The sequence below is a fragment of the Enterococcus sp. DIV1083b genome (genome assembly GCF_051713705.1).
Taxonomy (GTDB): Bacteria; Bacillota; Bacilli; order Lactobacillales; family Enterococcaceae; genus Enterococcus_D; species Enterococcus_D casseliflavus.
The window spans coordinates 769152-786447 of sequence record NZ_JBIOQJ010000001.1; the positions used below are offsets into that span (position 1 = coordinate 769152).

Sequence of the window (17296 nt, forward strand, 5' to 3'; positions counted from 1 at the left end):
GATTTTATGTATCAATACTGCATCTTCGGCATAAAATATTAAAAAATTTTTGTTTATCTGTGTATTAACAATGAAACAATGTATGGTTCTTATTCAGAATTGATATGGAACAATCTATTAGCTATCACTAAGTAGTAAGTGATAGCTAAAATACATACAAACCAAGATAACGGTTTCATATTTAGATTTTATAGTGTTGCCAAAGCTGTGCTATATTGCTTCTCCGATTAATTTTTAAATTAATACTTTGAGGTAGTTCTATTTACAGCCTTTTTTTTCACAAGTGATAGAAGAAGTCGTAGACTGCCAATCTTGTGGATTGTCATCAATTCTTGCTCCACAACCAGTATAATTACCTTCTTTTCTATGAATTTTTCCGTTTTCAGATTTCTTTGTGTCATTACCAACATATTTTATGTTGCCATAATGCTTCCTCCTAATAATAGTATTTCTTTTTTTATTTTTGGCACTACTACTAAATCTTAAGTCTATTTTAATTCAAAAAAGTATAAAATGCTAATTATATTTGAAAAATGATGTATGAATAATTTCAGTTTACATAACATAGATTTTATACAAAGTTGTCTCTTTTAAAAAGCTATAAATCAATATAATTAAAAACATGTAAATGTTTATGTTAACTAAAAATCTCGATCTCTTAAGCAACATGATAGTTCGACCCCTACTCTTCCATCAAATGGCGCCCTATTATCAAACAAACTACAAGATTACCTGTACCAATGATGGTTTATATTTGAATCTTGAGGTTCTTTCACTATTTAATGGAATGGCAATATTGTTTTCTTGTAACTATGATTCTATTCATTTATATCTCCTCTTTCTTCAATTTCTATTTCAATCTTAGCTATCGTAAATATTTTTATAGATATTGTTTTTCAGAAAATACGAAACTCAAAATCCTTTTCATCTACTCCCTCTTAAAAAAAAATATCTTGTTGGAATTTGAAGCTGATTACTTTTTTAAATTATTTTATAAATCTAGTCATCAGTTAAATAATTAATCATACTATATTTATATAGATATTTTCTTTTTTCAGCACATCGTTTAGTTAGGGGATTCAAAGGCCAGCAGAGTATACTCTGTTGGACACTCCTTTAAACAGATTTTTAAATCATTAATAGTGTCCATGTAGATTGTGCAAAAAGCTTTCTCGAATCATAAAAAATTCATAATGAGTTATTTTGAGTAAGAGTGTTCAGAAAATGACTAATTTCTGGACACTCTTTTTAGATACTGTAATTTATATGTATCACTCTATTTTTGTGTTCATAAACTCGTAGCTAAATCATTGTTCAATTAAAATTTAGGTTTATGAGTATTAGGACAAATCTTGGATGTGGTCAAAAACTTAAGGGTTTATGAGCTCTCTTTGATTGCTATAACTATAAAAGAGTTCAAGATAGAATATTCTTTAACAGTTCTTCTATGCTAAATTAACCTATAGTGAGAGTACTAACTATGCTATTAATTCCTATTTACTTAGAAATTATGAGTAAACAACTTGACCTTATATAGATGGTTGTCTATATTACATATATAGACAACCATCTATATAAGGAGGGTCGAAGAATGAATTATGAATCTCTTTCATTAGTATTAAAATCTCTAGCGGATCCAAATCGTATGAAAATAGTCGATGTGCTTTCTTGCGGTAGTTTGTGTGCATGTGATTTACTTGAATATTTTGATTTTACGCAGCCTACACTTTCTCATCATATGAAAGTACTTGAAAAAGCGGGTGTCGTTTGTGTAAGTAAAAAAGGGCAATGGCACCATTATTCATTGAGGGAAGAATTTGTTGTAGAATTTATGGAATCTATTCAACAATTACTTGTAAATAATGAAGACAACTGTGTATGCAAAGTAAAAGAAGGATCTAAGTAGGAGGAAAGTAAAAATGAAATCAAAAGGTAAAGCTGAAGGGTTAGGCTTTTTTGAAAAGTATTTAACTCTATGGGTAATCTTGTGTATGATAATCGGAGTATTGATTGGACAGTTTGCTCCAGCTATTCCTGATACATTAAGTCAATTTGAGTATTTTCAGGTCTCAATTCCAACGGCTATTTTGATATGGTTGATGATTTATCCTATGATGTTAAAAATTGATTTTACCAGTATTGTTCGTGCTGCTAAAAAACCTAAGGGATTAGTTATCACGTGCGTTACTAATTGGCTTATTAAACCGTTTACGATGTATGGCATTTCAGCACTCTTTTTTTATGTGATTTTCCAACAATTGATTCCAATAGAACTAGCAAAAGAATACGTCGCTGGTGCAGTTATTCTAGGAGCAGCACCATGTACAGCGATGGTTTTTGTGTGGAGCTACCTAACAAAAGGTGACTCTGCCTATACTTTGGTTCAAGTCGCAATCAACGATTTAATTATCCTAGTATTATTTGCACCTATTGTTGCTTTCTTGTTAGGTGTTGATAATGTAAGTGTCCCCTTAGCTACTTTATTACTGTCTACTGTTCTTTTTGTAGTTGTTCCATTGTTTTTAGGCTTCATTACTCGAGTGTTGATCATAAAAAAAAGAGGGTTAACCTATTTTGAAAATATCTTCTTAAAGAAATTTGATTCAGTGACGATTATTGGGTTATTACTAACTTTGATCATTATCTTCTCCTTCCAAGGTGAAAGAATCATTGCTAATCCATTGCATATTTTATTGATTGCAATTCCTTTAACGATTCAAACGATTTTAATATTTACAATTGCTTATAGTTGGGCAAGATTTTGGAAGTTGCCACATAATATTGCTTCTCCTGCTGGAATGATAGGAGCAAGTAACTTTTTTGAGTTGGCAGTAGCGGTATCAATATCACTTTTTGGATTACAGTCGGGAGCAACTTTAGCAACAGTCGTAGGCGTACTTGTGGAAGTGCCAGTTATGTTACTTTTAGTTAAGGTTTCTAATAAAACAAAAGACTGGTTCATAAATCCGGAATCTTTGAGTGAAATCAAGAACGTATAAAGGATAGGTGTGGAGAAATGAAAATCATCATTATTGGATCTGTCGCTGCTGGAACAAGTGTCGCTGCAAAAGCAAGAAGAAATACGGAAGATGCAGAGATTGTTTTGTATGATAAAGATATGGATGTGTCTTACGCAGTTTGTGGGATTCCATATGCAGTGGGGGGAGAAGTGGAAAACTTTGATGAACTGACGCCTCGTAATGCTGAATGGTTTAAAAAAAGGTACGACGTAGATATTCATACCTCTCATGAAATAACTCAGGTTGACTATGATAAAAAATTGGTGCACGGAATCAATCTAATTACAAAAAAATCATTTACCAATAATTTTGATGTTTTAGTGTTGGCCACAGGATCGGTTTATAATACCCCAGAAATATTTGTTAATAGACATTTTGAGAATGTTTTTCAGGTGAAAAATATTTCGAGTGGGAAAAGTATCAAGAAGTTTGTAGATGAAAACGAGCCAAAAAAAGCAGTTGTCATTGGTGCTGGATATATTGGTTTAGAAATGGCCGAGCAGTTACAGAGACTAGGTCTTGAGGTCTCGTTACTTCAACGAAGTAAATATCCCATGTCCCATTTAGACTGGGACATGTCTTCAAGAATCATTAATGAAATGAAAAGGAAAAACATTGCCTTTTTCCCTGAAGAAACCGTCAGAAAAGTTAACGGTGATGGTAGTCTGAAGTCTATTGAAACGGCTAAAGGAACTATCTTTTCGGCAGATATTTTTGTATTAGCTACCGGAGTAAAGCCGAACACCGCATTAGCAAAATCCATGGGAATTAAATTAGGAATTACCGGAGCTATAGAAGTAAACGATAAGTTAGAAACCAATTTTCCAAATGTTTATGCTGTAGGTGATGTTGCAGAAAGTTTTGATCGCATAACTAGGCGACCAATTTATCGACCTTTAGCTTCAACAGCCAATAAAATGGGAAGGATCGCAGGAGATGTTATTACAGGTGGCAATCTACGACACAAGGGAATCTTAGGAACTGGTATTTTACGATTCTTTGGTTTAACAATTGCTCAAACTGGTCTCACAGAAAAAGATGCTTTAGCAAATAATATAGCTATTACTACTTTATATAATATTAAACCTAATAAGCCGGACTATATGAATGGTAAAGAAATGGTGATCAAAGCAATCGCAAATAAAGAAAATGGGAAGATACTTGGGGCTCAAATCATAGGTTATGATGGGGTAGATAAGCGGATCGATGTGCTTGCTACTGCTATTTCATTTGGCGCAGCTGCTGAAGATTTATTTCACTTGGATTTAGCATATGCTCCACCTTTTTCTACAACAAAAGATCCCATTCATTATACTGGGATGGCTTTGAACAACGATATAAATAATGATACCCCGTTAATGACCCCTATAGAGCTATTGAGAAGAATTGATAGCGGCGAAAAATTACAAATTATTGATACCAGATCAAGAAAACAGTTTGAAACTTCGAAAGTTGAGGGAGCAATTCACATACCTTTAGCTGAGTTAAGAGATCGATATGAGGAATTGGATAAAGAATGTGTGACAGTAACTTATTGTAATAAAGGCGTTACTGGAAATGCAGCACAAAATATTTTACTGAACAAAGGATTTAAACAAGTTTATAATTTATCCGGAGGAAATAAAAACTATCAAGAAGTTTGTGAAACGATACAAAAATTATGATAGAATTCTAAATATTGGAATAATTAGGAAGAAACTTATTTTGAGGTTTGATGTAACATTTGTATTTTTTTCAAGCTTCATTTTTTTATATATTATGGACTACTAGAGGTGAAATTGAAGATGGTAGATTTAACTAAAATTGAATACCGAGTTTTGATTTCATTATATGAATGCGAGGGAGGGATAACAAAACGTAACTTTGTAAAAAAATACCCAGAATTTAAGCTGAATACAGCTTATTTAGTTATTGATCGGCTAGTAGACAAAGGGTACTTAGAAATGAATTACTCAAAAAAAACTGAATTATCAGAAAAATTGTTTAGTCCAATCAAATCAATAACTGACTTCTATTCTGATATGTTTGGTATTTGCGCTGTTGATCGTACGGTGAAAAAAGTAATACGTGAACTAACTGATTATAGTCAAACAAGTTTTATTCTAGATAAAATAAGAGAAGCAAAAAGATATGCAAAATAAATTTATATAGTTGGAATGAAAAGGTAAAATCTCATACTTATAGTCTTGGTATACAGTAAAAAAGAAATGGAGAAATGTCTATGGGACTTTTACATTTGCTTTATGTAATATTGTATTCAATTATAGTAATTAGCTTACTTATTTCCTATGATTTATTTGTAAAAAATTTTAAGAAACTCCATTTACGATATTCTTTTAAAATAATTATTGGTTTAATATTATTTGTATCGCAAATGTATTTTATCATAACTTTTTCGATAAATAATGTGGGGCATGTTTATTATGAATATATATTACCTTTATTTATCTTATACTTTAACTCATTCAAAATGAAAAATTATTTTCTTTTATTGGCTCTAATGATGGTGTTTATCTGATGGTGTTTATCGGACTATCGTAATAAGTATTATTGATATCAAGACATTACTTAGTATTCTAGTTCTAAGTATACTGGCATTCACTTTTAGTTTCGTAATTAAAAAAAGCTTTTATAAATATAAAATACAGATACCGTTTTATATATTTTTTGTTTTAATTACTCTAATGATGGCTGGATTGAATTCTATGCTCTTTTTTGAATATAAACTTACTTTTTGGGAATATCTATCTTTGTTTATAGGGTCTATAATTATTTGTATTTCTTGGCAATACTATCTAAGTACTCAAAAATAATTCTTAAAAGATATAAATAGAAAACTTATTGAGAGAAACTACGATGAATTGACGAAAGTTAAAAATATTAGAAGCTTAAATGAAGACGTAGATAGTATGACAGATGTTGAAAAGGAAAAGCTTATTTTTGTTATGATGGATTTAGATCATTTTAAAAGAATTAAAGATCACTATGGACACATTACAGGAAATCGTGCTTTAATATTCTTTTCAAAAAAAATAACAACTTTTCTTAGTGAAGCACACCAAGATCAAGTAGAGGTTTATAGATATGGAGGCGAATAATTTTTAGTTATTTTCAAAGACAGTACATTAAAGTCTGTTCAAAAGACTATATTAAGATTTCAGGCATTCTTATTAAAAAATAAGTTGAATATTGGAGGGGAAAGAAAGATTACGCTTTATTTTTCTGCTGGCATTTCTAAGTATGATTCTTCTTTAGATGTATATGAACTCATCAATCAGGCTGATCAAGCGCTGTATGCTGCAAAAAAAAGGAGGTAGAAACACAGTTGTTGTTTATTCTTGATTTATTATGCAATTAAACATGATTTTGGCTTGATCAAGATCTCTTGGACGGTTAATTTAAAATAGTATTGTTTAACAAGGGCATTTTACTTGCTATATATAAATAATTGTTCTAAAATTTTCTAGTGTGTCTCATTAAAAGAGTAGCGGAGAAAGCAGATTGGGGAAGTCTTCTTTTTATATGTTACTTTTATATTTATAGGTGAGTAAATCTACTGTAATGATAATATATTTATCGTTTTTCAGAAGGTTTCATCAAAGGACGCAAAGAGAAAGTTCTATTTTTCTCTTTGCGTCCTTTTCTAAACTATTTATTGGAAAGTAAAGATCTACTAAACTGAAACCAATCATTGATATAACAAATCAGCACATAACTTAATATTTCTCATGCTATTGGAGGGCTTATGGAAGAAAATAAATACATCGAGATTGTTAAAGTGTTCTCAAAACTTGGGTTCTTTGCTTTTGGTGGACCAGCTGCTCATATCGCTATGATGGAAGAAGAAGTCGTGGATAAAAGGCAATGGATGTCTAAGGAAGAGTTTCTAAATTTATTAGGATTTACTAACTTGATTCCTGGTCCAAACTCTACAGAGATGGCAATTATATTAGGTCATCGGCGTGCTGGAAAATGGGGATTATTTTTAGCAGGTATTTCATTTATTTTACCAGCAATGGTCATTGTAATGATTATAGGGCACTTTTATAAATTATATGGAGACCTTCCTAGAGTTCAAACAATTATGGAGTATATAAAGCCTGTCATTGTAGCAATTATTGTAGCAGCTCTAATAAAGCTTTTTAAAACAGCTATAAAAGATATGTCTACATTTATTGTTTTTTGCCTGTCTCTGCTTTTGGTTGTTTTTGGTGCTTCGGAACTCACTGTGTTAATAGTTGCCGCAATACTCTTACTATTAATAAAAAAAGATTGGAATTTTAAAAATTATGTCATAGAGCCATTTAGTCTCTCAATTTTATTTTTAACTTTCCTGAAAATAGGTTTACTTTTATATGGTAGTGGCTATGTATTACTTGCGTTTATCCAATCAGAATTTGTTGATAAGTTACAAGTATTGACCCAAGTTCAAATGATAGATGCCATATCTGTAGGCGAATTTACTCCTGGGCCTGTATTTACTACAGCAACTTTTATTGGATATTTACTTTTCGGTATCCCAGGTGCTTTGGTAGCTACAGTAGGGATTTTTTTACCATCGTTTCTACTGGTTCTTATATTAGCACCACTATTTTCCAAGCTTAAACAATCCAATACATTTTCCAAAATGTTAATTGGTATAAATGCGGCAGCATTAGCATTGATGGCTAATGTTACCATCCAATTAGGACAAAATATATTTGTTGAATGGTATTTCATTTTAATTTTTTTTATTAGTCTATTAGGTATTCTTAAATACAAAATTAACTCTGCATTCTTCATTTTAGGGGGAATTCTATTAGGTCTATTTTTATGATTTAGATTAGATGATCTAATGATAAGAGTTTTGCATAAGAATGTTAGGGTATTTATGTATAAAAACAATAGATTTTTTTGTAGGTAAGGGGTAACATACTATTGTAAAGATATCTGATGTTGAATTGAAATTTATTTGATTACGTAATATGTATTTTTAAATAGCAGAAGTGGTTAGTTAATCTCTCTTTTCGCTGAGTTTTTTATTAAGGGAAGGACGTGATTTTCCTGAAAGTTGAGAAAGAAGAATTTAAACGAGTTATTAATGACGCGTCTCACTTAGAATATAATTATATTCATCGGGATTTAGAAAAGATTACTGATCCTAACTTGAAGGACGAAGAAGTAGAGTATTTGATTGTAAATCAGATACATCACAGACTTTTAAAAAGTTCACACAAATCGTTATTTGGAAATAAAATAATAATAAAAAGTATTGATGAAAAAGATTACAAGTTATTAAGATATTATGTGGAAGCATTATCGGAAAACCACTATAGAATAAAATAATATTCCTTAAAGTCTTAGGTTTCGAAAAGTTAATTATTACTTATGTGAATGGTTTTTAAATAAATGATTGCTTGATAAAAAATGATTATGAATTCTACAATATTGATTTTAACGGATCAGAAATTATAGGATTTTGCTCTATTTTAAAATCGAGCTGAAGCTGGATCTAAGAATAGGAGACAATAAATAGATGTACTGCTTTATTAACATAAAAAAAGCAATTTTTAATCTGTGATGATTGGCTTGCTAGTTTGTGATATTTTTTAGTTAAAAGTTACTTGCATTTGCTATGTCTAACTGTAGGTAATACCATTTTGGAGGGATGATATGGAAGAAAGTGAGAGTTTTGAACAGCACTGGCTATTGTCATTTAGTATCCAACGTGTAAAATATCTGAAACTTCTTTCCGCCTATCCAAAAACTACTTGGACGGAGGAGGAAAAGAAGGTATTTCTCTGGTTGTGTCAGATGGATATCGATACACTTGAAACAATGGAGATCATTTTTAGCAAATTAGCACACAAAAAATGAATAAGACAGCTACTCATTCTTACAAGTAGCTGCCTTTAATATGAAAAGAGCTTGGCCATTAGAGAGTTTCACTCCTTATGCTAGTTTTTCTAATTCATGTACTGCATTTTCGATTGTAGTACCGGTTGCCACTTTGGTTTCATCATTTTTAGAAAAAACAATAAACAAGTTTAAGTTAGTGTCCAAAGTAACACGATAATCAATTGTTTTGTTAGTGAATGTCATAATACATTCTCCTCTCTCAAATAGTGACGAAAGGTAACGATAACGTTCATAGCGAAATTCTATATAGATAGTATAGCACATTAAAAATAAAATAGTGTATAGTGAGTGATAAGTTTATAAAAAAATAATATTTTTATGTAAAGTTGCAACTAAAGAGTTTGTGTGGTATACTACTTGTAGTGATAAACTTTGAAACGTATTAAGAGTGCTATACATAAATTTATACTCTCCTTTTGCTTATCAAACAATTATTGCAACAAAACGCATTCGTAATGATGCACAAGGAGGAAATAGTATGAATAAAGGTACAGTAAAATGGTTTAATTCAGATAAAGGTTTTGGGTTCATTACAGGAGAAGATGGTCAAGATGTCTTTGCTCATTTTTCAGCGATTCAAGCGGATGGATTTAAATCTTTAGATGAAGGTCAAGCAGTTACTTTTGATACTGAAGAAGGTCAACGCGGTTTGCAAGCTGCTAATATCTATAAAGCATAAAAGTGCCTTTTAACCCGTCTCAACATGTGTGAGGCGGTTTTTTCATACTTCAAAGGAGGGGTAAGAATGAGTTTTTCACAATGGAAACCACAACAACTTTCAATAGAAGGCCAAGCTTTTCATATAGATCAACAGGTCATATTTCGATATAGAAAAAAACAAGCAGCTGGAACAATTATAAAGCTACTCAGCAATTCGGCAGTTGTAACCCTTTCAAATTCAGAAGTGACGAATACTACGGAAAGAACAGTTATAAATTATAAAAATTTAATGAGTAACTGAAATCAATGAAGAATAGATTGAGTTTTTTAATCACGTACTATGTATATGTAAACTGGATAGACGATTGGTTTGAGTGGAGGAATAAAATGCAAAAAGAAGCTATTCATCAGTTAATCGTAAAATTGACACTTAACAAAAATTGGCTTAATGACCCAATGATTGTTAATCAAGTGAAATATCTAGGAGATCAACTTTCTTGTACACGACGTTCTCCGATTAATTATAATCAGATTCAGGGAATCAATGTTTATTATCTGGATGGTTCTGAAAAAATGTATACTTCTTTAAAAAGTTGCTGTGAAGGAGAAAAACTCTTCAAAGGAACCATCCAGAAATATATTTTATCTGATTCACCCATAGCAGATGGCAGATATTTCTGTGTCATTCGCTAATCTATAAACTTCTAAATCCGCCACCATAAGTTTTGCGATAAATATTTCTTTTTATTAAGCAGATTAAGGATGAACATTTAGTTCATTAGATACAGATATACAAAAAAACTAGCTATGATCAGCTAGTTAAATTATTTATACATAAGAGAGTTACATCTAGATTTAGCTTCCTCTAAAGTAGAAAATTTTTCGATATCAATATCGTAAATAAATAATTTGAGTTGAATATTGTGCAACTCTTTCAAATTTAGCACAGCAAATGACGTGATCAAAGGTGGTCTCGATTGAAAATCATACAAATTTGTTTTTGCTTTTGATGAATATAAACGGTAGTCCGAACTAAAAACTTCCACTGGATAAAAATTAGTATTCATATTTGAACACCTACTTTCATGGTACTTATCCAGTATAGCACTTAAAAGAAGTCAAAAGTAAAAATAGAAAAAACGTAAGGGATTCCTAAGCATTGCTTCTACATCGTAATTACTTGCAAAAAAGAAATATATAGCGTAGGCTGATTAAGCAACATGCATTAATCTAAGAAGAGTACCGGCACAGAAAACTTGGGGAAGTTTTTCTGGACTGCGCCGAATACTCTTCGTTTTTTTATTTTAACATTATTCTTACTTAATAAACATTAGAATATGAGAAGTTGCATTTAACTGATTTTATCTATTGCTTAATATTTTAATAGTCTACGGAATGTGAGGAGGTATTTAGTATAGTATTAGCATAGAGACAAGAGGCTTCTGGTTTCTCTAGAGTTAACTCCATGGTTTATTATAAATAAGAAGAATGAGGAGGAGATTCGATGAATATAAAAAAGCAGCTGAAATGTTTGATTTAAGTGTGGATACACTAAGCTATTATGAGCGTGTTGGCGTGATACCACCCGTTCACCGCCACGAGAGCGGCTACCGAGATTATACTACCAATGATTTAAATTGGATTTATCTAGCAAAAAACTTGCGAAATGCTGGATTGTCGATTGAATCTTTAATTGATTTTGCTCAACTAGTTCAATTACGTGAAACACAAAATGATGCTATATAGATAGAAGGAAAAATTTGGGAGGTTATCATTCTGGATGAAAAATAAGCGTAGCTATTAAAGAATTTTACATTTAACTGCTGAAAAGGAATGGTAAGATTCTCCAAAAATTGTCAATGAGGTTCAAACGATAGAAACAACTATTTTAGACGGACGCGCTTCGCCCATGAACTATTAGGAGTCAAACGGAATAAGAGTTACTGAATCATAAGAACAATGTCAGAAACTATGCAACGATCAGTGGCTGCGTAGCTAATGAACTACCGTGTCGAGTAATTATTACAAAACTTATTAAACCCGTGGTGCTAGTTAATTTTTTCCTAGAGGAAAATGTCTAAACATGTTGGTAAATCAACAAAAAAACGCATATAGTAGTCTCAAAACTCCCAAGAAATGAGGACTACATATGCGTTCATCAAAATATACTGAACATTATACAGATACTTTTATAACATTCAAGGAAATTATGAGAACTGTTTCTAACATATACCACAATTGTGTACCAGATAAGATTAAAAACCGAAGAAATACTGATCAACTGAAGCAACGCGATACAGTGATTATTGCTTGTGTTATATGGGGCATAATTAATGGCTATACTAGCCAAAGAGCCACGTATAGAGCGGTTTGTTCCGTCTTATTTCCTAATGGTGACTTTCCTAGTAGGAGTCGATTCACTCGCTTAAGTTCAAACTTAGCTTACACTATCAAGATTATTCGATACTTTTTCATCAAGAAGCTCACCAAAGGTGAACTAGTCGGAATTATAGATAGTTTTCCTAGTTTATTATGTAAACCAGTTAGAAATAGACAAGCAAAACTATTGAATCAAATAGCCAAAGTTGGCTATAACTCAACAAAAAAATCTTATTTTTATGGTCTTAAAATTCATATGATCGTTACTAAGACTGGCTTTCCGATTACTTACTCAATCACGAATCCAGGTGTCCATGACGTGAAAGTGTTAGAGACTTTATCGGAAGAAGCGAATCTTCCCAATATCCTAGGGCACAAAGGATATATTAGCCATAAAATCCATGAAAAGCTTGCCCTTAAGGGCATTACTATATCCGTTCCGCCACGTAAAAACATGGATAAATCAGAAAAACTAGACCACAGCTTACTTGGAAAACAAAGAAAAACAGTTGAGACTGTTTTTTCTTCCTTAGAAAAATTAGGTTGTCAAAATTTCAACTCACGTTCTGTTAAAGGGCTAGAGAGTAGATTTGAAAGCATATTACTGGCTTACAGTGTTCTATTAAGTCGAGCACAACGACGTTTTGAAGGAACTTTGAGATATTCTTTAGGATATTAAAATTAACTAGCACCACGGGTGATTTATAGTATACTATGTCAAAAGGAGGAGTTAGATGAACAATCAAATCACACTAGCGTATTTAGATTATGATGATCTAGATGCTTTACAAGTTGTAAGTGTTGTCAGTTTTTATGAATCGTTTATCGATGGCGCAGATCCACTTGATATGCAAGGATATTTACAGACACAATTGACAACTGAAATATTGGCAGTAGAATTGGCACAGTCAACCAGTAAATTTATTGGTATTAAGGATCATCAAATACTCATTGGTTATATGAAAGTCAATGATGAAAAAGATACTATAGAGATTCAACGGCTCTATCTGCTCAAAGATTATCAAAACAAAGGGTTAGGGCAACGGTTACTCGATGAAGCGAATCGTTATGCTAAAACGAAACAAAAACGTTATTTACGTTTGACTGTTTATGAAAAAAATCATGCAGGTATTCGTTTTTATGAACGTCATGGATTTAAAAAAATCGGGATCAAACATTTTCCTTTAGGAAAACAAGATCGTATTTGTCCGATTTTAGAAAAAGAAATCTAAAAAAACGTCCTCACTTTTGATGCTGAGGACGTTTTTTTAGACTGGTAATGGAACCATAATTCGCTTTCCTTTTTGATAAATCGCTAATTCCGTCACACCTTTTGCTTTTAACAGAGCAAAAAGATCATCGAAATGGAAACGGAAATGTTCAAGGTAATGCCCATCTGATCCAACACTAAACAAGGTACCACCACGTGAAAGATATAAATCGATGACATATTCATATAACGCTAAATTGTCATACAAGTAAGCGCTCTTAGCATTTAATTCGAATGCCAATTTATTTTTGATTACTTGATCTAGAATCGGTAAAAACTGCGCTTCATATTGTGTAAATTCAGCAACGGATAGACCAAATACCCGAAAACCATAGTCAAAATGAGCAAAGACATCTGCTTCTATAACAACTAGTGCTTCTGAAAGTTGTGCAAAATACTGAGGAATCACAATAGCAGGATCCATATCTTTGACTTCGTCATCTAAATAATCAAATTGACCATTATGATGCACACTGAGTAATTTTAAATCGTAATCTTTATCGGCTAAATAGTCGATGATCCGATTCTTTTCAGAAGCGATGTAACCGATTTCGATGCCTTTTAAAACACGATTGCCAAAACGCTTATTTAAGCTATCGATTGTTTAACTGTACATTTCATAATCGGGGATATCATCGACTTTAGTAACAGGATTGGCTAAGTCAAAATGTTCAGTTGTCACGACGTAACCATCGTAGTTTGTTAAATAGTCCTCATTTCTTGGGAGTTTTGAGACTACTATATGCGTTTTTTTGTTGATTTACCAACATGTTTAGACATTTTCCTCTAGGAAAAAATTAACTAGCACCACGGGTAGTATTTTATATTCTTATATTAAAAAGAAAGATGCCGTTTGCATCTTTCTTTTTTTAGTTAAAAGGGAGAATTTATAAAATTAATGAAGTTTTAGTAATGAATCTATTGAAAAATTTTTTTCCATTAGTAATATTGTCTAATAATCAGAATATTCAGAAAAAAGGAGGGGCAATATGTCGGAATTTTTTCAGTGGAAATTAGTTTGGGAATATTTTCCAAAGGTTTTAAGTGCTTTGCCGGTTACGTTGATGATAGTAGCAGTGGCGTCGATTACAGGATTGCTTTTAGGGATTTTACTTGCATTTATTCGTGTCGAAAAAGTGCCATTTCTGAGTCAACTGGCGGCAGTCTTCGTTTCATTTATTCGAGGCACACCGATATTGGTTCAACTGTATGTTGTGTATTATGGTGTACCCGCCTTATTACAAATGATTCAAATCGATGTTTCCTCATGGAATAAAATTATTTTCATCTATATCACCTACGGATTAAATACTGCTGCCTTTCAGTCTGAAACTTTCCGGGCTGCGATTCTAAGTGTACCGGTCACACAGAAGGAAGCGAGTATTGCTTGCGGATTGACGAAAACACAAATGTATCGACAAGTGATTTTACCGCAAGTTGTCCGTGTCGCATTACCTGCATTTGGTACAACTACGATTGCACTGCTGCAAGACACATCGCTGGCTTTTACCATTGGGGTAGTGGATGTTGTCGGCAAAGCGCGAGCGATAGGCGCAGTGACCTTCCATACACTTGAAGGCTATGTCGGTGCGGCGATCTTGTTTATTACCTTAAGCTTCCTCTTAGAACGTGTTTTCACCGGTCTGGAACGTCGGATGAGTTTTTCGAAAACAAAACAACAAACAGCAAAAGTACCACTGATATCATGGACCAAAAAACAGCAAAAAATCAAAACAACATAGGAAAATTTTGGGTAGAGGGAAAGGGAGGAATTCAAATGAAAAAAACGATTTTAGGTGCAATTACATTGGTGACACTTTTGGTTTTAGGGGCTTGCGGAAGCAGTTCTGCCGACACTACAAGCAGTGGAGCAAGTGATGCAACAGAAATCAAGGTGGGTACTGGGAATGAAGCATTGCCATATGCTTATTTAGACGAAAATGGTGAATATGATGGCTATGATGTCGCCGTCGTTAAAGCAATCGACGAAAAATTACTTGATTATACCTTTACCTTTGAAGGAGCGGATTTCCCAACGACGTTATCAAATTTAGAAAGCAATAAAGTCCAGATGGCTGCCTATGAATATGAAGTCAATGATGAACGGAAAGAAAAATTCGTCTATGGGGATGTTGGGTATGTGGTCTGGGATACGTATATTGTCTCTGATCCAGATGCCGGTACGGTCTACGATAGCTTCGAAGATTTAGCAGGAAAAAAAGTCTATGTGACGACTGCTACTAACCAAGCAGCAATGGCTGAGGCTTATCTGGCAGAAAATCCCGATGCTTTTGAATTGGTTTATGGGGAATACAACAACGAGCAAATCGTACAAGCAGTCACTTCAGGTGCGGTCGATGCAACGTTAGCACCAGAATATCAAGTCGATAATTGGAACAATTCATTTAGTGAAAATCTAGAGATCGGCAGCGAACCAGTCCACAACTCAGATGCCTACTTATTGTTCAACAAAGAAGCGGACCAAGACTTTATTGATGCGGTCAATACAGCATTAGAGGAATTGAAAGCAGATGGAACGATCAAAGAATTATCAGAAAAATATCTAGATGGGGATTACGTCCCAGAATAGGGAGGAATGGCGATGAGTTTTCAATTGTCTATTATGATCGAAGCGCTGAAAACAGCAAGTCATTATATTGGTACGACGCTTTTTATGGCGTTGACCGCACTAGTCATTGGCGCGGTGGTTGGGTTGATCATCGCCTTGATTCGTCTGTATAGGATCAAGATCCTCGCACCAGTGCTGCAAGTGATTGTCACGGTCTTAAAAGGGGTCCCAGTGGTTTTAGTGATTTTAGCGTTATATCTTATTTCTGCTAAACAGTTTGATATTTGGGCGGAGTCGATGCATTGGACTTTGCGATTTAAAGATTTCAACATGGTTTGGATAGCGATCGCCGCCTTGAGTTTAATGTCTGCTATCAATAGCAGCGAGATTTTCAGGGGCGCATTTGCGGCAGTCAAAAAAGGGCAGTTCGATGCAGCCAAATCGATCGGCATGACGAACTTACAAGTCATCCGTCGTGTGCTGCTCCCGCAAGCCTGGCCGATTTCATTGCCCATGTTCAGTAATTTGCTGATCTCGTTGGTTAAAGCGTCGGCCTTAGCTTCCATGGTCAGTGTTGTCGATGTTTTTGCGGCAGCTAAAATCACGGCCCAGCAAAATTATCGGTTTTTAGAAGCGTATGTGGCTGTTGCGATCATTTATTGGCTGATTAGTTTGGTCATCGAAAAAGGGGCACAATTACTGGAAAATCGGCTGTTGCGCAAACTAAGGAGGGCCGCATTATGATGAAAGTAACGGATATCCATAAGCGATTCGGCAAACAAGAAGTGTTAAAAGGGATTGATCTTGATGTCGCTAAAGGCGAAGTAGTCGTCTTATTGGGGCCTTCCGGTTCGGGAAAAACGACCTTCTTGCGTTGTCTCAATTTTTTGGAACGAGCAGATCAAGGTGTGATTCAATTGGGAGAAACCACCACCACATTGCACAAAGCAAGTAAAAAAGAAATATTGACCCATCAACGGCAAACAGCGATGGTTTTCCAAAATTATGCCTTGTTTCAAAATAAAACAGCCAAAGAAAATATCATGATGCCATTGATCGTGACCAAAAAACAAAGCAAAGAAGCTGCCCTGCGAACAGCAGAGGCTTTGTTGGATCAAGTCGGTTTGTCTGAACGACAAGATTTTTATCCTAGCCAACTGTCAGGTGGACAACAACAGCGTATCGGGATCGCCCGTGCGTTGGCGTTGAATCCTAAGGTCATCTTGTTTGATGAACCTACCTCGGCATTGGACCCGGAACTAGTGGGACAGACATTGGCGCTGCTCAGAGAAATTGCGGAAGCCGGTGCGACCATGGTATTGGTGACCCATGAAATGAAATTCGCGTATGAAGTAGCAGACAAAGTCGTTTTCATGGAGAATGGACATATTGTTGAACAAGGCACACCGCAACAAGTATTCGAGGAAACCAAAGAAGAACGAACCAAAGCCTTTTTAGCCCGCTTTACCACACAGCTGGCCGGCTAACAACTATGCAGGG

At 33.8% G+C, this 17296-nt stretch carries 17 protein-coding genes and 2 pseudogenes; 17 read left to right on the forward strand and 2 right to left on the reverse strand.

Annotated elements, in window-relative coordinates; translation table 11 throughout:
- The first annotated feature begins 1591 nt into the window (after positions 1-1591).
- The 7 genes and pseudogenes from IGI69_RS03605 to IGI69_RS03635 all read left to right on the forward strand — a co-directional run bounded on the left by IGI69_RS03605 (position 1592) and on the right by IGI69_RS03635 (position 8876).
- A complete protein-coding gene (locus IGI69_RS03605) occupies positions 1592-1906 on the forward strand; it encodes an ArsR/SmtB family transcription factor (protein WP_010748148.1) in 315 nt (104 codons plus the stop codon).
- Positions 1907-1919: 13 nt separating this feature from the next.
- The gene (gene arsB / locus IGI69_RS03610) at positions 1920-2999 is read left to right on the forward strand and encodes an ACR3 family arsenite efflux transporter (RefSeq protein ID WP_431399598.1); all 1080 of its coding nucleotides are present in this window, start codon (positions 1920-1922) and stop codon (positions 2997-2999) included.
- A gap of 17 nt (positions 3000-3016) precedes the next feature.
- Complete coding sequence (locus IGI69_RS03615; protein WP_431399599.1) at positions 3017-4684, forward strand: FAD-dependent oxidoreductase; 1668 nt, start codon at positions 3017-3019, stop codon at positions 4682-4684.
- A gap of 120 nt (positions 4685-4804) precedes the next feature.
- The gene (locus IGI69_RS03620) at positions 4805-5161 is read left to right on the forward strand and encodes a hypothetical protein (protein ID WP_223597931.1); all 357 of its coding nucleotides are present in this window, start codon (positions 4805-4807) and stop codon (positions 5159-5161) included.
- Positions 5162-5929: 768 nt separating this feature from the next.
- A pseudogene (locus IGI69_RS03625) lies at positions 5930-6337 on the forward strand (GGDEF domain-containing protein).
- A 428-nt stretch (positions 6338-6765) separates the two neighbouring features.
- On the forward strand, positions 6766-7836 hold the full coding sequence (locus IGI69_RS03630) for a chromate transporter (RefSeq protein WP_269924366.1): 1071 nt from the start codon (positions 6766-6768) through the stop codon (positions 7834-7836).
- An 836-nt stretch (positions 7837-8672) separates the two neighbouring features.
- On the forward strand, positions 8673-8876 hold the full coding sequence (locus IGI69_RS03635; RefSeq protein ID WP_060792664.1) for a hypothetical protein: 204 nt from the start codon (positions 8673-8675) through the stop codon (positions 8874-8876).
- A gap of 75 nt (positions 8877-8951) precedes the next feature.
- Here the strand turns inward: IGI69_RS03635 and IGI69_RS03640 are convergent, their stop codons facing one another.
- Positions 8952-9101 (reverse strand): hypothetical protein, encoded by a 150-nt coding sequence (locus tag IGI69_RS03640; RefSeq protein WP_005237684.1) that lies wholly within the window; start codon positions 9099-9101, stop codon positions 8952-8954.
- 295 nt (positions 9102-9396) lie between these two features.
- Between IGI69_RS03640 and IGI69_RS03645 the strand changes: the two genes are divergently transcribed.
- The 6 genes and pseudogenes from IGI69_RS03645 (at position 9397) to IGI69_RS03670 (ending at position 13189) form a co-directional block, all read left to right on the forward strand.
- Positions 9397-9597 (forward strand): cold-shock protein, encoded by a 201-nt coding sequence (locus tag IGI69_RS03645; RefSeq protein WP_005237682.1) that lies wholly within the window; start codon positions 9397-9399, stop codon positions 9595-9597.
- Between the two features lie 66 nt (positions 9598-9663).
- Complete coding sequence (locus tag IGI69_RS03650; protein ID WP_010748155.1) at positions 9664-9879, forward strand: hypothetical protein; 216 nt, start codon at positions 9664-9666, stop codon at positions 9877-9879.
- An 86-nt stretch (positions 9880-9965) separates the two neighbouring features.
- A complete protein-coding gene (locus IGI69_RS03655) occupies positions 9966-10271 on the forward strand; it encodes a hypothetical protein (RefSeq protein WP_060792665.1) in 306 nt (101 codons plus the stop codon).
- A gap of 795 nt (positions 10272-11066) precedes the next feature.
- A pseudogene (locus IGI69_RS03660) lies at positions 11067-11312 on the forward strand (MerR family transcriptional regulator); the annotation flags it as partial.
- A gap of 415 nt (positions 11313-11727) precedes the next feature.
- A complete protein-coding gene (locus tag IGI69_RS03665) occupies positions 11728-12636 on the forward strand; it encodes an IS982-like element ISEfm1 family transposase (protein WP_121262235.1) in 909 nt (302 codons plus the stop codon).
- A gap of 55 nt (positions 12637-12691) precedes the next feature.
- Positions 12692-13189 carry a GNAT family N-acetyltransferase gene (locus tag IGI69_RS03670; RefSeq protein WP_060792668.1) on the forward strand — a complete coding sequence of 166 codons (498 nt, stop codon included), beginning with the start codon at positions 12692-12694 and terminating at the stop codon, positions 13187-13189.
- A 36-nt stretch (positions 13190-13225) separates the two neighbouring features.
- Here IGI69_RS03670 and IGI69_RS03675 read toward each other — a convergent pair whose 3' ends face one another.
- Positions 13226-13828: a PHP domain-containing protein gene (locus IGI69_RS03675; protein ID WP_266166771.1), complete on the reverse strand. Its 603-nt coding sequence runs from the start codon at positions 13826-13828 to the stop codon at positions 13226-13228.
- 388 nt (positions 13829-14216) lie between these two features.
- On the opposite strand from IGI69_RS03675, the gene IGI69_RS03680 reads away from it, so the two are divergent.
- The 4 genes from IGI69_RS03680 to IGI69_RS03695 are packed head-to-tail and all read left to right on the forward strand — an operon-like array spanning position 14217 to position 17283.
- On the forward strand, positions 14217-14969 hold the full coding sequence (locus IGI69_RS03680) for an amino acid ABC transporter permease (RefSeq protein ID WP_003125416.1): 753 nt from the start codon (positions 14217-14219) through the stop codon (positions 14967-14969).
- 35 nt (positions 14970-15004) lie between these two features.
- Positions 15005-15817, forward strand: a complete 813-nt coding sequence (locus IGI69_RS03685; RefSeq protein WP_060792670.1) for a transporter substrate-binding domain-containing protein — start codon at positions 15005-15007, stop codon at positions 15815-15817.
- A 12-nt stretch (positions 15818-15829) separates the two neighbouring features.
- Positions 15830-16540, forward strand: a complete 711-nt coding sequence (locus IGI69_RS03690) for an amino acid ABC transporter permease (RefSeq protein ID WP_021150492.1) — start codon at positions 15830-15832, stop codon at positions 16538-16540.
- Complete coding sequence (locus IGI69_RS03695) at positions 16537-17283, forward strand: amino acid ABC transporter ATP-binding protein (RefSeq protein ID WP_054114517.1); 747 nt, start codon at positions 16537-16539, stop codon at positions 17281-17283. The genes IGI69_RS03690 and IGI69_RS03695 overlap by 4 nt, the downstream gene beginning before the upstream one ends.
- Positions 17284-17296: the final 13 nt, after the last annotated feature.